Source organism: Dechloromonas sp. ZS-1 (genome assembly GCF_039649255.1).
In the GTDB taxonomy this organism is placed as follows: Bacteria; Pseudomonadota; Gammaproteobacteria; order Burkholderiales; family Rhodocyclaceae; genus Azonexus.
In genome coordinates, this window is the sequence record NZ_JBDIYD010000008.1 from 103,386 (window position 1) to 118,733 (window position 15,348).

A 15,348-nucleotide genomic window follows, 5' to 3' on the forward strand; every position below is an offset into this window, starting at 1 on the left:
TTACTGGTACTTGTCCAGGCCGGCGAAGCCCATGAAGGCCAGGGCCATGAGACCGGCGGTGACCATGGCGATGGCCACGCCGCGGAAATAAACAGGCACATCTGCCCCTTCGATACGCTCGCGAATGCCGGCAAACAAGATCAGCACGAGCGAGAAACCGACGGCGCTGCCGGCGCCGAAGAGCAGGGAATCAACGAAGTTGTAGCCATTGGCGATGTTGAGCAGCGGTACGCCGAGCACGGCACAATTGGTGGTGATCAGCGGCAGATAAATGCCGAGCGTTTGCTGCAAGGCCGGGGATGTCTTGGCAATGACCATTTCGGTCAGCTGGACGATGGCGGCGATGGTGACGATGAAGGACAGCGTACGCAGATACTCCAGGCCGAAAGGCATCAGCAGGAAGTGATCGATGATGTAGCTGGCCCCCGTGGCCATGGTCAGCACGAAGGTCGTTGCGGCACCCATGCCGTAGGCGGTTTCCAGTTTCTTGGAAACGCCCATGAAGGGGCAAAGACCGAGGATCTTCACCAGCACGACGTTATTGACGAGCACCGCGCCGACGAGGATGAATAGATAATGACTCATGGATTTGACTGGCAATAAGCCGTGATTATCCGGCTTTGCCGGGGCGGCAACAACCGCGCCCGGCTTATGGGCTTATTTGTTTTTTCGCATCAGATTAGCAAGCGTATCCGCCACTTCGCTGACCAAGTCAGGGCCGCGGTAGATGAAGCCACTGTAAAACTGGACCAGGCTGGCGCCGGCACGGATTTTCTCGGCGGCATCTTCGCCGCCCAGAATGCCGCCAACCCCGATGATCGGCAGTTCGCCGGCCAGGGCAGCGGACAGCTTGCGGAGGACGACGGTCGACGGTTCGAAAACCGGCTTTCCTGACAGGCCCCCTGTTTCATCTGCATTGGGCAGGCCGGCCACCGCGTCGCGGGCGAGCGTCGTGTTGGTGGCGATCACGCCGTCGAAACGATGGCGCCGCAGGGCATCCGCGATGGCGGTGATCTGCAGGTCGTCGAGGTCCGGCGCGATTTTCAGGGTCATCGGCACATATTTGCCGTGCTTGTCAGCCAACTGAAGCTGGCGTGCCTTCAACTGGGAGAGCAGGTCGTCGAGCGCCTCGTCCTTCTGCAGTTCGCGCAGGTTTTTCGTGTTTGGCGAGGAAATATTCACCGTCACGTAGCTGGCGTCGTTGTAGACCTTATCTAGGCAGATCAGGTAGTCGTCGACCGCGTTTTCGATCGGGGTCGTGGCGTTCTTCCCGATGTTGATGCCGAGGATGCCGCCTTTTTTCGGGAATTCGGCCGCGCGGACGTTTTCCAGCAGGCGATCCACGCCAGCATTGTTGAAACCCATGCGGTTGATGATGCCCTGGGCTTCCGGGATGCGGAACAGGCGCGGACGCGGGTTGCCGTCCTGGGGGCGCGGGGTAATGGTGCCGATTTCGATGAAGCCGAAGCCCAGGCGGGCCAGGCCGTCGATGTGGTCGCCGTTTTTGTCCAACCCTGCGGCGAGGCCGACGGGGTTGGGGAACTTGAGGCCCATGACCTCGACGGGACAGGCGGCAACCGGCTTGGCCAGCAGTCCGGCAAGCCCGGCTGAATTGAGGAGGTCGATGCCACGCATACCGACGCCGTGCGCCGTTTCAGCATCGAGAGCGAAGAAAAATTTGCGGATGAGTGGATAGAGCATAGCCCGATATTTTACCTCACGGCAGGGAGGGCTGGCAGCCTCAAATGACTGGCTTGGCACTGTTTTTTACAGATTTGGCACTGCACGGGTGCTAAAATCGGCGCCATTCCAACCCGATTCCCGATTTCTCTGATGAGTGCTCCTCCCGATCTGCTCAAGGCCATCCGTGCCGGTCGTCTTGCCGATGTGTGTGCTGCCCTGGATGGCGGCGCCTCGCTGGCGGACGAGATGGAGGCGGGTTTGGCCATCGGGATGGCCTGCTTTCTCGGGCATGTCACCATCGTCCGCGAACTGGCAAAGCGGGGCGTGCGCGTGAATATGCCGGATAACGCTGCGCCGACGGCGCCGCTGGCCATGGCCGTGCGCGGCAACAAGGTCGATGTGGTCCGCACCTTGATTGAACTGGGGGCCGTGGTGCCGGCAGGCATGCAGACCGGGCTCAGCGAGCAGGAAGTGACCGTCGCCCAATGGATTGCCTTCCGTGACGGTCATGCCGCCCAGGAGGATGCTCAGGCGCATCATGCCGCCGTCGAGGAAATTCATCTGGAACGCCCCAGTCATCTGGATACCCAGGTGCTGGAAGCGGATGCCCTGCAAGCGGCACGTCGTTCGCGCTGAGCGTACTCAGCAACACTTTGTAACAGCGTTTCTCCAGGCAGAAACGTTAAACTGCCGGCTACCATGAAGCCGGATACTTTTTTCTTCCCTCTGTGCCTTGTCGCGTTGGCCGCTGCCTCGATGGCGCGGGCCGATCTGGCGGATCCCTTTGCCACGGCCGCGCGTGTGCCGCCCTTGCGCATGAGCGGCAGCCTGGGCGATGGCGCCGGTGCGGTTCAGTGCCCGAACGGGCTTTCCTCTGCCCCCTTGAATCTGATCGATGCGGTCGATCTGGCCCTGTGCACGCACCCGCAAACGCGCGAAGCCTGGGCTGCGGCACGGGCACAGGCGGCGGCGCTCGGTTCGGCCCAGGCCGCCTGGCTGCCTACACTGGATGGCAAGGCGCAACAGACGCGTGTGCTGACCCAGAACCGTGACTACGATCAGCGGACAGCGTCGCTGTCCCTTTCCTGGCTGTTGTTTGACGCCGGCCAGCGTTCGGCCAACCAGGCCAATGCCGAGGCATTGCTGAAGGCAGCCCTGGCAACGCAGGATGCGACGCTGCAGGCGGTCTTGCTGAGTGCGGTACAGGCCTTTTATACCGCCCACGCGACAGAGGCCGTGGTGGCTGCCGCGCGGGAGAGTGAGCGGGCAGCGCTCGAGAGCTTTCGGGCGGCGGACGCCCGTTATGGCGTGGGCGTGGCGACCCCGGCGGATCGCCTGCAAGCCCAGACAGCCTTGTCGCAGGCTACGCTGACCCGTATCCGGGCCGAAGGCGACGCCCGCAATGCACGGGGGGCGTTGGCCTACGCGTTGGGTTTGCCGGCCAATACGACGATTCAACTGGCCCCGACGGTCGACCTGCCGGAAGCGGCCATTTTCCAGCGGGAAGTCGATGCCCTGATCCGCGAAGCGCAACGTGTGCGTCCCGATCTGCAGGCGGCTGAAGCCCAGTTGCGGGCTGCTGAAGCGAGCGTCGATCTGGCGCGGGCGCAAGGTATGCCGACGGTTTCCCTGGGCGCGGGCCCGAACTGGCAGGATCTCGGCGGCGTGGTGACGCGCGGGGGGAACGTCGGCCTGACCCTGAACGTGCCGCTCTTTACCGGTTTTGACCGGACCTATCGCGTGCGTGCGGCCAGCGCCCAGGTCGATGTGCGTGCCGCCCAGCGGGATCGCTTGCGCCAGCAGGTCGCCCTGGATGTCTGGAAAGCCTACCAAAGCCTGGCGACGGCGACCCAGAGCCTGCAGACCACGGCGGATCTGCTGGCCAGCGCGCGCCAGTCCGAACAGGTGGCGCTGGGGCGCTACAAGGCGGGCGTGGGAACGGTGCTTGATCTGCTCGCCGCGCAAAGTGCCTTGGCCAGCGCGCGTCAGCAGCGCATCCAGGCGGAGCTGGACTGGAATCTCTATCGGGCCGCCTTGGCCCAGGCGGTCGGGGCGCTCGACGAGACGCTGCTGCCCGGACGACAAGAAGGACAACCATGAAACATCTCGGCAAATTCCTGATCGGCAGCGGCGTGCTCGTGGCGCTGGCCGCGGGCGGTGTCTGGTATGCCAAGCAGCGTGAGGCGGCTGACCCGGAAACCCGTTACAAATTCGCCACCCTGGAGCAGGGCGACGTGACCCAGACCGTTTCGGCCAACGGCACCCTCAACCCGCTCGTGCTGGTGAATGTGGGGACCCAGGTTTCGGGGACGGTACGCAAGCTGTATGTCGATTTCAACGACAAGGTGAAGGCCGGTCAGAAACTCCTGGAGCTCGATCAATCCCTGTTGCAGACGATTGCCCGTCAGAGCCAGGCCAATGTCGGTAACGTGCAGGCCAGCCACGATCTGGCCAAGGCCAACGAGGCCCGCATGAAGGCGCTGCTCGACAAGGAATATGTGTCCCGCCAGGACTACGATCAGGCCGCGCAGGCCCTGAAATCCGCGCAAGCGCAATTGGCCCAGGCGCGGGCTGCGGCAGACAAGGATCAGGTCAATCTGAGTTATTCGGTGATCACCTCGCCGGTCTCCGGCGTCGTGGTGGCCCGTCTGGTGGATGTGGGGCAGACCGTGGCGGCAAGTTTCCAGACCCCGACCCTGATCCAGATTGCCCAGGATCTCTCCAAGATGGCCATCGATACGAGCTTCGCCGAGGCCGATATCGGCAATATCCGTGAAGGCCAGAAGGCCCGCTTTACGGTCGACGCCTTCCCGAGCCGGCAATTCACCGGGCAGGTGCACCAGATTCGTCTGAATCCGACCAATCAGCAGAATGTGGTCACCTACAACGTGCGGATTGCGGTCGAAAACGAGGATCTGCACTTGCTGCCGGGCATGACGGCCTACGTCAATATCGGCGTCCAGAAGCGCGAAAAGGTGCTGCTGGTGCCCAATGCCGCCCTGCGTTTCAAGCCTGCGGACGGGGCTGTGAAGAAAACGGAAAATGCCGAAAAATCGGCGTCGACCGCCGGACAAGCCGGTGCGCCGGGCGGCGGCAAAGGCAAGAAGCGCGATGGCCAGAGCGGGACGGTCTATGTGGTTGAGGGCGAGGGCTTGAAGCCCGTGAGCGTCCAACTCGGCATCACCGACAACCGCAACACCGAGGTCGTCAGCAGCGAGCTGAAGGCCGGAGTTCGGGTCGTGACCGGTGAGAACAGCAACGGTGACAAGAAGCCGTCCTCGGTCGGCATGCGGATGTTCTGATGACGGAAGCGGTCATTCGCGTCGCCGGCCTCGGGAAATCCTACAACACGGCGGCCGGCGCATTCCCGGCCCTGAAAGGAGTGGATCTGACCGTCGGGCGGGGGGAGTACATTGCCATCATGGGCCCCTCCGGCTCGGGCAAGTCGACCTTCATGAACCTGCTCGGCTGTCTGGATACGCCGACCTGCGGCGATTATTTCCTGGCCGGACAGAATGTCGCGCAACTGGCGCCCGATGCGCTGGCGCATATCCGCAACCGGACGCTCGGCTTCGTCTTTCAGGGCTTCAATCTCCTGCCGCGCATGAGCCTGCAGGACAACGTGGCCCTGCCGCTGGTCTACGCCGGGGTCGATCAGCCAACCCGCCGCGCCCGGGCCCGTGACTTGCTGGCCCGGGTCGGCCTCGGACAGTATGCCGAATCCCTGCCCAACCGCATTTCCGGCGGCCAGCAGCAGCGTGTCGCGATTGCCCGGGCCCTCGTCAATACGCCGCAGCTGATTCTGGCCGACGAGCCGACCGGCAATCTGGACAGCCATACCAGCGAGGAAATCATGCGCCTGTTTGGTGATTTGAATGCAGAGGGGATCACCATCGTCCTGGTGACGCATGAGCCCGATATTGCCGATCACGCCAAGCGTCAGGTGCGTTTTCTCGATGGCCAGATCGTCAGTGACCGTCTGACCGGAGCGGCATCATGAGCCGCCGGATTGGGCCGCTTCCGGGCCGTCGACCGTCGGGAGGCACGCGATGATCCGTCCGATGCTCGGCGAAGCCTGGCTGGCCATGGGCGCCAATCGCCTGCGTACCGCCTTGACCATGCTGGGCATGGTCATCGGCGTTGGGGCCGTCGTGATCATGATGGCCATCGGCCAGGGCGCGCAGTACGCGGTGCAACAGACGATCAGCACCATGGGCTCCAATCTTTTCATCGTGCTGTCCGGTTCGTTCACCACCGCCGGTGTGCGCAGTGGCTCGGCCGGGGCGCCGACACTCAATGTCAGCGACGCCAATGCCATCGCTGAACTGGATGGGGTGGCCAATGTGGCGCCGACCCATCAGGGCTCGCGGCAACTGGTCTATGGTTCGCAGAACTGGAGTTCGCAGGTGATCGGGACAACGCCGGAATACCTCGATGCGCGGGCGTGGACCGTCGTCAAAGGCGCGGCCTTCGGTGACTCCGATGTGCGTTCGGCTACGCGGGTCGCCCTGATCGGCAAGACCGTGGCGGAAAACCTGTTTGCCGACGATGATCCGGTCGGCAAGACCATGCGCATCCAGCAGAACCCCTTTGTCGTGATTGGCGTGCTGGGCAGCAAGGGGCAGAACCTCGATGGCCGGGATCAGGACGATACGGTGATCATTCCGCTCACCACGGCGCAGCGCAAGGTGTTCGGCACGCCCTTTCTGGGCTCGGTGCGGATGATCATGGTGCAGGCTGATGCGGCCGACAATATGCAGAAAACCATGGACAGCGTGACGGCGCTGTTGCGTCAGCGACATCGCCTGCGCGATGGGCAGCCGGACGATTTCTTCATGCGCAATCTGTCGGCCGCAGCCGAGTCGGAGGCGGAAACCACGCGCACGATGTCCATCCTGCTCGGTGCGATTGCGTCGATTTCGCTGCTGGTGGGAGGGATCGGCATCATGAACATCATGCTGGTCTCGGTCACGGAGCGGACCCGCGAAATCGGCATCCGCATGGCGATTGGCGCACGGCAGCGCGATATCCTGACCCAGTTCCTGCTGGAGGCTGTGATGATCTCGTTTGCCGGTTGCCTGCTTGGCCTGCTGCTCGGCTTGGGCATCGCGCTGGCCATCAATGCCGTGACCGGCATGGTGGTGGTCATTTCCGGGAGTTCGGCCCTGGTTGCCTTTGCCGTTGCAGCGACGGTCGGCATCTTCTTCGGCTGGTATCCGGCCCGCAAGGCGGCGCGCCTCGATCCGATTGAAGCCCTGCGCTATCAATAAACGCTAAAAATCAGCAGCAAAAAAAAGCCCGCTGCGCGCAGCGGGCCGGAAGCAGGGCGCCACAGGGGCGCGTTGTCTGGTAGGGAGCAGTCTATGGGCTGAAGCGCGCCTTGGGAATGCGACATGGTGTCGCATTCCGGTGCGCCGTACGGCCTCAAATCACCAGCTGCGTGCCCAGCTCGACCACCCGGTTGGTCGGAATCTTGAAGAAGTCGCTGGCGCTGGTCGCATTTTTGGACATCACGGCAAACAGGCGGGCGCGCATGGGCGAAATCTTCTTGTTGAACGAGGGGATGATGGTTTCGCGCGACAGATAGAAGGTGGTTTCCATGATGTCGAAACGCTCGCCATGGCGCTTGCATTGCTCCAGCACACTCGGGATGTCCGGGCTCTCCATGAAACCGTAACGCACGATGACGCGCATGAAACCCTTGCCCATGCGGTGCAGGAAGATACGGTCGAAATCGTTTACGTAAGGCGCATCGGCTGTCTGCACGGTAACGAGCACCACGCGCTCATGCAGCACCTGATTGTGCTTCAGGTTGTGCAGCAAGGCAGCGGGCACGCCCTCCTTGGAGCTGGTCATGAACACGGCCGTCCCCTGAATGCGATGCACGCCATCGATGGCATTGATGAAATCTTCCATCGGGATGCTTTGCTTGGCCATTTCGGTGGAGACCAGCGTACGTCCACGTTTCCAGGTGGTCAGCACGGTAAAGGAAACCAGACCCATGGCCAGCGGGAACCAGCCGCCTTCCGGAATCTTGATGGCATTGGCTGCAAAGAAGGCAATGTCGACCGCGAGGAGCAGGAACACGGCAATCCCCGTGAGCAGCCGATTCCATTTCCAGATCAGGACCATCACGAAGGCGACCAGGATGGTGTCGATCAGCATCGTGCCGGTGACGGCGATGCCGTAGGCGGCCGCCAGGTTGGACGAGTTCTTGAAGCCGACCACGAGGGCCATCACGGCCAGGTAGAGCGTCCAGTTGGTGAAAGGGACGTAAATCTGGCCTTCTTCATTGCCGGAGGTGTGGATGATCTGCATGCGCGGCAGCAAACCCATCTGGATCGACTGGCGCGCCACTGAAAATGCGCCGGAGATCACGGCCTGCGAGGCGATCACGGTGGCCAGGGTGGCCAGGATGACCATCGGGATCAAGGCCCAGTCGGGGGCCAGGTGAAAGAAGGGGCTTTCGATGGCCTCCGGTTCGGCCAGCAGCAGGGCACCCTGGCCAAAATAGTTGAGGACCAGCGCCGGCATTACGAAGCTGAACCAGGCCAGACGAATCGGAAAGCGACCGAAGTGCCCCATGTCGGTATAGAGCGCCTCGCCCCCCGTGACCGAGAGGACGACCGAGCCCAGGGCCAGAAAGGCGAGGCCCGGGTGACTGGCGATGAAATGCACGGCATAGGCCGGATTCAGGGCGGCCAGCACACTCGGGTTATGGACGATTTCCAGTATGCCCAGCGTGCCCAGAATACCGAACCAGGCCACCATGACCGGTCCGAAAAACAGGCCGACGGTTCCTGTGCCGCGCTTCTGGATGAAAAACAGGCCGGTCAGGATGATCAGGGTGATCGGGATCACGTAGGGCTTGAGCGTCGGGGTGATGATTTCCAGCCCTTCGACGGCGGAGAGGACCGAGATGGCCGGGGTGATCATGCTGTCACCGTAGAACAGGGCGGCGGCAAAGATGCCGAGCAGGGTGATGACCCAGGTCAGGCGGGGGTTTTTGGCATGTTCCGTGACCAGGGCGAGCAAGGCCAGCGAACCGCCTTCCCCGCGATTGTCGGCGCGCATGATGATGGCTACGTACTTGATCGAGACCAGTACCATGATGGCCCAGAAGACCAGGGACAGGATGCCCAGGATATTGTCCGGCGTGACCGGAATCGGGTGGTGGCCGTTGAAGATTTCCTTCAGGGCGTACAACGGGCTGGTCCCGATGTCGCCGAACACAACCCCAATGGCGGCGACCGTGATGGCCGGCAGCGCCTGCTTGGAATGAGACTGCATGATTCCCCCCGGGGTGGAACACCCCTGTTGTTGTCGGTCGTAGCCTGTCATGCAGGCTATCTAACCGAGCAATCTAGCACTTTGTTGCAGTGCGGGAAATAACCCCGTGCAGTTTAATGATTTGCTTCGGCGCTCGCCCAGCTCAGTGCTTCGCGGTAGCAGTCGACCAGATGGGCGGGGCTGATCTGCAAACTCGCCGCGAGAATGACCGCATGGTCGAGGCGGCAGCGTTCGAGGGCGATCGCCAGCTGCAGGTAAGGCGCGTAGGCGCCTTCGTTGCGCAGCAGGGCAAGGGTGACTTTTTCCGGCAGTCGGAGATTCGCGAGCAGGGCCGGCATCGGGACGCCAAGCATGACATCGAGCAGGGAAAGGAGCCCGAGCAGGAACAGTTCGTCGGCACTGCGCTTGTCGCGTTCGCGCAGCAGGCTTTCGAGGAGGCCGGCACGGCACAGGGAAAGAACCAGAATGGTCCGGTCACGGGCGCTGTTGGCATCCAGGTGATAAAGCGCGATGGATAGCCAGCGGTAGAGGGCGTCGCTGCCCAGCAGCATGAGCGCTTCTTCCAGGCGGGCGATCTTGCGCGGCAGGCCATAGACGGGGGAGTTGGCCATATCGATCAGCTTGACGACCACGGCCGGGTCGCGCATGGCTGTCGCTGCGAGGGCGCCCGGGTCGCTCTCCTGACGGAGCTGGTTGAGCATCTCCATGACCACCATCCGGCTTTCGCTGATGCGGCCGGCCGGCGCTTGTTCATCGCGGGTGGTGGCGAAGTCGCCCAGGCAGAAATCAGCATTCAGATTGCGGCAAAGGCGGTGTTCCGACCAGGAGGCCACTTCGGTCATGAACAGGCGCAGGGCCGGGTTTTGCTGGCGGACGGTGCGCACCACGCTTTCGAGCTGGGTGAGCGGCTCGGCATGGAAATCGATGAGCAGCGCATCGACGTCCCAGGGCAGCGGCGCCTGATCGATTCGCCGCGGAGCGACCAACTTGGCACCGCAGCCCCGGATATGCTGAGTCAGTTGCTGCTGCGTGGCTGTATCGAGTTCAGGAAAATCCTCGATGAGGATGAAGGTCTGGCGTCCCACCGCTGTTTTGAAGTCGGCTTCCTGCCACTGAGCCAGGGTCAGCGGGAGGAGCAGGGGCCGGGTCTCGGCGTAGCGAGCAGCCTGTTCCCGCGTCAGCGCATCGAGCAGGGCCGGGCCGGTGATGCGCTGGCCGGGGTTCAGGGTGCGGGGCAACAAGCGGTAGCCACCGATCCCACCTTGCGCATCGATCATCTCGTTCCAGCCGATGAACAGCTTGGGGGCGGCGGGCGGCGGGCGGCGGGGCGGCAGGGGGCGTACGGACGGCGGCCGGCGCTGTGCTGGGTTGCGTGGTGGCGGCGGGCGCTGCACTGTCGCCGCCAAAGAGCCCACCAAAAATTCGTTTCAGAAAACTCATGGGCGTGCGGTCAGTGTTTGGTTGAGGCTGGGCGCAGCACCATGTCTACCGCAACCGGCTGACCATCCTGAAGCAGGGGATAGCTGCGATCGCTGATGAACAGCAGGCGGCCACGATGGGTGATGCGTGCGCTCGCGGTCAGCTTGCCCTTTTTGCCCAGTAAATCACGGTCGACCGTCGCCGAGAAGGGGATGGGCGGCTGGGCGCCATTCAACTCGTAGCGTTGCTCGACCAGCGTCCGGGCCGGCGCATCGGCACGGGCCGTGTCCTGAATGCGGACGGCGAGGATGGCATCGGGGGGCAGGGCGATGCGGGCGAGATAGCGAACGCTGCCGCCAACCTCAAGGAAGCTGCTGGCGGCGGCAGGTTGTGCGCTGGCCGCCGGCTGGCAGCGGCGCAGGTTGCCTTTTTCGTCCTCGATCATGGCCTCGCTGCCCTTGGTATGGAGGGTGATCGGATCGCGCCGATAGCGTGCGCCGGACGCTGCCGGTACGGCCGGGAGCACGATGTCGCCATCGGCAAAATGGAGGGTGGCTTGCGGTCGACCGTCGGCATCCTCGGAAAACGAGAGTTCGAGACGGCTGCCGTTGTCGCAGGCATAGGTCTGGCGTTCCCCGGCATGAGCGAGGGGGAGTGAGGTCAGGGCAAGCAGCGCGAGTGTGGTGAAGCGGGAGAAGGAACGTGTCATGCGGGATCGGCCGGGATGGCCGGCAGAGGCTGCCAGCGACCATCGATCAGGCCTTCAAGTGGGCGAAACCTTGATTTGTATGCCATTTTCCTGCTTTCTGCAATCCAGTAGCCGAGATACAGGTAGGGCAAGCCAAGGGCCTGGCACTGGGCCAGTTGCCAGAGAATGTTGTACACACCCAGGCTGCTCCGGGGGAGATCCGGGTCGAAAAAGGTGTAGACCGAGGACAGTCCGTCATCGAGGATGTCGATCAGGCTGACCATGCGCAGACTGCCGGCCTCGGAAAACTCGACCAGGCGGGTGTCGACGCGGCTTTGCAGGAGGAACTGGTCGTATTGCTCTCGGTTATCGTCATCCATCCCGCCGCCGGGGTGGCGGGCCTGCTGGTAGCGGTTGTAGAGCGCGTAGTGCGCGTCATTGAAGCGCAGCGGCAGTTCGTGCCCGCTTAGGGTTTGATGGCGCTTGAGGGCGCGGCGCTGGCTGCGGTCCGGGGTGAACTCGGCAACCGGAATGCGGACGGGAATGCAGGCCTGGCAGTGGTCGCAGTGCGGGCGATAGGTAAACAGGCCGCTGCGCCGGAAGCCGTTGCGGATCAGGCTGCTGTAGAGGGTGCTGTCGATCAGGTGGGCCGGGGCTGCAACCTGCGAACGGGCTTCGCGGTCCGGCAGGTAGCTGCACGGATAGGACGCCGTGGCGTAAAACTGGAGCAGGGAATAGGGCAGATCGGCATCGTCGGGCAAGGCCATGCTTACCACTCCAGATCGAGATCGGCGCGCTGCCAGCGCGGGCCCGGTTGTGCGGCGCCGACGGTCAACGCCGTCAGGCGGGCCAAAAAGTCGGCACGGCTGATTTCCTGGCCGCCGAGGCTGGCCAGGTGATCGGTCTTCATCTGGCAATCGATCATCTCAATTCCCCGGTGCTGCAACTGACGGATCAAATGGGCAAAGGCAATCTTGGACGCATCGGTGCGGCGCGAGAACATCGATTCGCCATAGAACATCCGGCCAATGGCCAGGCCATAGAGCCCGCCCACCAATTCACCGTGCATGTAGGTTTCGACCGAGTGTGCCCAACCGAGTTCAAAGAGGTGCAGATAGGCGGCGCGAATCTCGGCGGAGATCCAGGTGCCGGGCTGACCGGGACGGGGTGTTTGGGCGCAGCCATCGATGACGCCTGCGAAGTGCTGGTCGAAGCGTACCTCGAAGGCGCCTTGACGCAAGGTTTTGCGCAGTGAGCGGGTGAGTCTGAAGGCCGCAGGGACAAGCACCATCCGCGGGTCGGGCGAATACCAGAGCGGATAGCCTTCTTCGAGCGTCCCCCAGGGAAACAGACCTTGGCGGTAAGCGTCGAGCAGGCGCGTCGGGGCGAGGCCCCCCCCGATCGCGAGAAGGCCGCCCAGATCATCGCGAATGCCGGTCAAGGGCGGGAAAGGGTCTTCCGGCTCAAGAAAAGGCAGCATCCGCGCGTTGACCGCTCAGTCTGCGTGGTCGCAGGCGCAGTCGGCGCCGCGTTTGAAGGCGATGACATGGTCGGCATCCAGGCGGATGCCGATTTTTTCGCCGAGGGCATGGTTGTGATGGGAAGGCACCAGCGACAACACTTCGCTGCCGCTCGCCAGGCGCAGGGTGTAGAGGATGTCTGCACCCCGGAACGCCTTGTTCAGGACCTCCGCCTGGACCTCGCTGGCATCGTCATGAACGATGTCATCCGGGCGCAGCAGGATGTCGACCTCGCAGCCGCAGTCGCACTCGGTGCAACTTTCATTGCACTCGACCGGCGTGTCGGAGGTGAGGACGCCCAGTTCCATGCGCACGGCGTTGTCCGGTTCGACGGTGCCGGGAACCAGTACGCCCTGACCGATGAAGTCGGCAACGAAACGGTTGGCGGGGCGGTGATACAGGTTGTAAGGCACGTCCCATTGCTGGATCTTGCCTTCATACATGACGCCGATCTCGTCGGCCATGGCGAAGGCTTCGTTCTGGTCATGGGTGACCAGAATGGCGGTGGAGCCCTCGCGTTTCAGGATGTCGCGTACCTCGACCGAGAGACGCTCGCGCAGACCGACATCGAGGTTGGAAAACGGTTCATCGAGCAAAATCAGCTCAGGACGTGGCGCCAGCGCCCGGGCCAGGGCCACGCGCTGTTGCTGGCCGCCCGAGAGTTCATGCGGAAATTTATCGCCCTGGCCGTGCAGGCCGACCGTGGCCAGCAGTTGGCGGACGCGCAGGCTGGCCTCTTCTTGTGGCAGGTTGCGCAGGCCGAAAGCCACGTTCTGGTCGACCGTCAGATGGGGGAAGAGGGCGTAATCCTGAAATACCATGCCGATGCGGCGTTGTTCGGGCGCGACGCGCTGTCTGGCGGTGCTCACGGCCTGTCCGTGCAGACGGATTTCTCCACCGGCAATTTCCTCAAATCCGGCAATGCAGCGCAGCAAGGTTGTCTTGCCGCAGCCAGAGGGGCCGAGCAGGCAGGCGATGCGGCCGGGTTCGAGGCTGAAATTGACGCCGTCGACGATGGTGTGGCGTCCATAACGCTGGACGACTTCAATGAGTTCAAGTTGAGCCATGGCGCTCGATTATAATTCGCATTCACATCATGCGCGCACATACCCTTTCTCCCCTGTTGCTGGTCTGCATCGCCGTTGCCGTGCTGGCTGCGCTGCCGGTTGCCAGCGTCGGTCTCAACCTCTTTGTCGGTGGCACCAGCGCCACCTGGTCCCATCTTTCACAGACGGTGTTGCCGGAGTACATCCTGAACTCGGCCTTGCTGTGTTTAGGCGTGGGAACCGGAATTGCCCTGATGGGTGTCAGCACGGCGTGGCTGACGGCCATGCACGATTTTCCGGGGCGTCGCTTTTTTGAATGGGCGCTCGTCCTGCCCCTGGCCATGCCGGCGTATGTGCTGGCCTACGTGTATACCGATTTCCTGCAATTCGTCGGGCCGGTGCAGACCTGGCTGCGCGATACCTTTGGCTGGTCTTACGGCGATTACTGGTTTCCGGATGTGCGCACCTTGCCGGGCGCGATGCTGATGTTCATGTGCGTCCTGTATCCCTATGTTTACCTGCTGGCACGTGCCGCTTTTCTGGAGCGTGCGAGCGGCATGCTGGAAGCGGCCCGGACTTTGGGCATGGGCCCCTGGCAGGCCTTTTTCCGGGTTTCTTTGCCGCTGGCGCGTCCGGCCATCGTGGCCGGGGTTGCGCTGGCGCTGATGGAAACCTTGGCGGATTACGGCACCGTGGCTTACTTTGCCGTGAACACCTTCACCACCGGAATTTATCGGGCCTGGTTCTCGCTGGGTGACCGCGTGGCGGCTGCCCAACTGGCGGCGATGCTGCTGGCGTTCGTGTTGTTCCTGCTGATGATAGAGCGGGTTTCCCGCGGGCGGGCACGCTACCACAACACCACCGGCCGCAACCGCCCGATGGCCGGCGCCAGGCTGAATGGCCCGGCCGCACTGGTCGCGCTGTTCGCCTGTCTGTTGCCCCTTCTGATTGGTTTTGTCCTGCCGGCCATTTTGCTGCTCCGCATGGCGTTGACCGAGGGCGATGCGCAGTTTGGCGAACGTTTCCTGATTTTGTCGCGGAACAGCTTCATGTTGGCGGGGATCACCGCAGCGATCGCCGTGCTACTGGCTGTGCTGCTGGCCTACGGGGCGCGTTTGTCCAAACGCCCGCTGGCGCGGGGCCTGAATCGCCTGGTCGGTCTCGGCTATGCCGTACCGGGGGCGGTAATTGCGGTGGGGGTGCTGATCCCGGTGACGCGCCTGGATAACTGGCTGGCAGCGCAGTGGCTGGCATGGTTTGACTACAATCCCGGCCTGATCCTGACCGGGGGCATTGCCGCCCTGGTCTATGCCTACCTGGTGCGCTTTCTGGCGGTGGCGTTGCATACCGTTGAGGACAGTCTGGCCAAAATCACGTCCAATATGGACGATGCTGCGCGCTGTCTGGGCTATCGCCAGGGCGAGACGTTGCGTCGCGTGCACGCACCGATGCTGCGGGGAAGTTTGCTGACGGCAGGTCTGCTGGTTTTCGTGGATGTCATGAAAGAACTGCCTGCCACCCTGGTCATGCGTCCCTTCAATTTTGACACCCTGGCAACGCAGGCCTATACCCTGGCCTCGGATGAACGTCTGGCGGAAGCATCGACGGCGGCTTTGGCCATTGTGGCCGTGGGGCTGCTGCCCCTGATCGCCTTGTCGCGCCAGATTGCGGCTTCCCGGCGGGGCGGCAGCTGAGCGCTGCC

Annotated in this window: 14 protein-coding genes; 6 read left to right on the plus strand and 8 right to left on the minus strand. The window is 63.0% G+C overall.

What is annotated here, in order from left to right; genetic code table 11:
* Together rsxA and AACO21_RS11715 are read right to left on the minus strand one after the other, a co-directional pair.
* On the minus strand, positions 1-585 hold the full coding sequence (gene rsxA, locus AACO21_RS11710; protein ID WP_346192699.1) for an electron transport complex subunit RsxA: 585 nt from the start codon (positions 583-585) through the stop codon (positions 1-3).
* A gap of 72 nt (positions 586-657) precedes the next feature.
* Positions 658-1,701 (minus strand): quinone-dependent dihydroorotate dehydrogenase, encoded by a 1,044-nt coding sequence (locus tag AACO21_RS11715; protein WP_346192700.1) that lies wholly within the window; start codon positions 1,699-1,701, stop codon positions 658-660.
* 132 nt (positions 1,702-1,833) lie between these two features.
* Here AACO21_RS11715 and AACO21_RS11720 point away from each other — a divergent pair, with 132 nt between their 5' ends.
* From AACO21_RS11720 to AACO21_RS11740, 5 genes are all read left to right on the plus strand, one after another.
* Positions 1,834-2,319 carry a hypothetical protein gene (locus tag AACO21_RS11720; RefSeq protein ID WP_346192701.1) on the plus strand — a complete coding sequence of 162 codons (486 nt, stop codon included), beginning with the start codon at positions 1,834-1,836 and terminating at the stop codon, positions 2,317-2,319.
* A gap of 63 nt (positions 2,320-2,382) precedes the next feature.
* Positions 2,383-3,783 carry a TolC family protein gene (locus tag AACO21_RS11725; RefSeq protein ID WP_346192702.1) on the plus strand — a complete coding sequence of 467 codons (1,401 nt, stop codon included), beginning with the start codon at positions 2,383-2,385 and terminating at the stop codon, positions 3,781-3,783.
* Positions 3,780-4,985, plus strand: coding sequence for an efflux RND transporter periplasmic adaptor subunit (locus tag AACO21_RS11730; RefSeq protein ID WP_346192703.1), 1,206 nt, complete (start codon positions 3,780-3,782; stop codon positions 4,983-4,985). The genes AACO21_RS11725 and AACO21_RS11730 overlap by 4 nt, the downstream gene beginning before the upstream one ends.
* On the plus strand, positions 4,985-5,683 hold the full coding sequence (locus AACO21_RS11735) for an ABC transporter ATP-binding protein (protein ID WP_346192704.1): 699 nt from the start codon (positions 4,985-4,987) through the stop codon (positions 5,681-5,683). The genes AACO21_RS11730 and AACO21_RS11735 overlap by 1 nt, the downstream gene beginning before the upstream one ends.
* A gap of 49 nt (positions 5,684-5,732) precedes the next feature.
* Entirely contained in the window at positions 5,733-6,953 is a 1,221-nt protein-coding gene (locus AACO21_RS11740; protein WP_346192705.1) for an ABC transporter permease, read from the plus strand.
* A gap of 154 nt (positions 6,954-7,107) precedes the next feature.
* On the opposite strand, the gene AACO21_RS11745 is transcribed toward AACO21_RS11740, so the two are convergent.
* From AACO21_RS11745 to AACO21_RS11770, 6 genes are all read right to left on the minus strand, one after another.
* Positions 7,108-8,973 carry a potassium transporter Kup gene (locus AACO21_RS11745; RefSeq protein ID WP_346192706.1) on the minus strand — a complete coding sequence of 622 codons (1,866 nt, stop codon included), beginning with the start codon at positions 8,971-8,973 and terminating at the stop codon, positions 7,108-7,110.
* 113 nt (positions 8,974-9,086) lie between these two features.
* Positions 9,087-10,367: an HDOD domain-containing protein gene (locus tag AACO21_RS11750; RefSeq protein WP_346192707.1), complete on the minus strand. Its 1,281-nt coding sequence runs from the start codon at positions 10,365-10,367 to the stop codon at positions 9,087-9,089.
* Between the two features lie 56 nt (positions 10,368-10,423).
* The gene (locus tag AACO21_RS11755; RefSeq protein WP_346192708.1) at positions 10,424-11,101 is read right to left on the minus strand and encodes a YbaY family lipoprotein; all 678 of its coding nucleotides are present in this window, start codon (positions 11,099-11,101) and stop codon (positions 10,424-10,426) included.
* The gene (locus AACO21_RS11760; RefSeq protein ID WP_346192709.1) at positions 11,098-11,847 is read right to left on the minus strand and encodes an arginyltransferase; all 750 of its coding nucleotides are present in this window, start codon (positions 11,845-11,847) and stop codon (positions 11,098-11,100) included. The genes AACO21_RS11755 and AACO21_RS11760 overlap by 4 nt, the downstream gene beginning before the upstream one ends.
* A gap of 2 nt (positions 11,848-11,849) precedes the next feature.
* A complete protein-coding gene (gene aat / locus AACO21_RS11765; RefSeq protein WP_346192710.1) occupies positions 11,850-12,560 on the minus strand; it encodes a leucyl/phenylalanyl-tRNA--protein transferase in 711 nt (236 codons plus the stop codon).
* A 15-nt stretch (positions 12,561-12,575) separates the two neighbouring features.
* A complete protein-coding gene (locus tag AACO21_RS11770; RefSeq protein ID WP_346192711.1) occupies positions 12,576-13,667 on the minus strand; it encodes an ABC transporter ATP-binding protein in 1,092 nt (363 codons plus the stop codon).
* A gap of 29 nt (positions 13,668-13,696) precedes the next feature.
* Here AACO21_RS11770 and AACO21_RS11775 point away from each other — a divergent pair, with 29 nt between their 5' ends.
* Positions 13,697-15,340 carry an iron ABC transporter permease gene (locus tag AACO21_RS11775; RefSeq protein ID WP_346192712.1) on the plus strand — a complete coding sequence of 548 codons (1,644 nt, stop codon included), beginning with the start codon at positions 13,697-13,699 and terminating at the stop codon, positions 15,338-15,340.
* The last annotated feature ends 8 nt before the right edge of the window (positions 15,341-15,348 follow it).

Coding starts and splice junctions, on each gene's coding strand:
- AACO21_RS11775 (WP_346192712.1), top strand. CDS start 13,697: ATGCGCGCACATACCCTTTCTCCCCTGTTGCTGGTCTGCATCGCCGTT.
- AACO21_RS11730 (WP_346192703.1), top strand. CDS start 3,780: ATGAAACATCTCGGCAAATTCCTGATCGGCAGCGGCGTGCTCGTGGCG.
- AACO21_RS11725 (WP_346192702.1), top strand. CDS start 2,383: ATGAAGCCGGATACTTTTTTCTTCCCTCTGTGCCTTGTCGCGTTGGCC.
- aat (WP_346192710.1), bottom strand. CDS start 12,560: ATGCTGCCTTTTCTTGAGCCGGAAGACCCTTTCCCGCCCTTGACCGGC.
- AACO21_RS11715 (WP_346192700.1), bottom strand. CDS start 1,701: ATGCTCTATCCACTCATCCGCAAATTTTTCTTCGCTCTCGATGCTGAA.
- rsxA (WP_346192699.1), bottom strand. CDS start 585: ATGAGTCATTATCTATTCATCCTCGTCGGCGCGGTGCTCGTCAATAAC.
- AACO21_RS11770 (WP_346192711.1), bottom strand. CDS start 13,667: ATGGCTCAACTTGAACTCATTGAAGTCGTCCAGCGTTATGGACGCCAC.
- AACO21_RS11740 (WP_346192705.1), top strand. CDS start 5,733: ATGATCCGTCCGATGCTCGGCGAAGCCTGGCTGGCCATGGGCGCCAAT.
- AACO21_RS11720 (WP_346192701.1), top strand. CDS start 1,834: ATGAGTGCTCCTCCCGATCTGCTCAAGGCCATCCGTGCCGGTCGTCTT.
- AACO21_RS11735 (WP_346192704.1), top strand. CDS start 4,985: ATGACGGAAGCGGTCATTCGCGTCGCCGGCCTCGGGAAATCCTACAAC.
- AACO21_RS11745 (WP_346192706.1), bottom strand. CDS start 8,973: ATGCAGTCTCATTCCAAGCAGGCGCTGCCGGCCATCACGGTCGCCGCC.
- AACO21_RS11755 (WP_346192708.1), bottom strand. CDS start 11,101: ATGACACGTTCCTTCTCCCGCTTCACCACACTCGCGCTGCTTGCCCTG.
- AACO21_RS11760 (WP_346192709.1), bottom strand. CDS start 11,847: ATGGCCTTGCCCGACGATGCCGATCTGCCCTATTCCCTGCTCCAGTTT.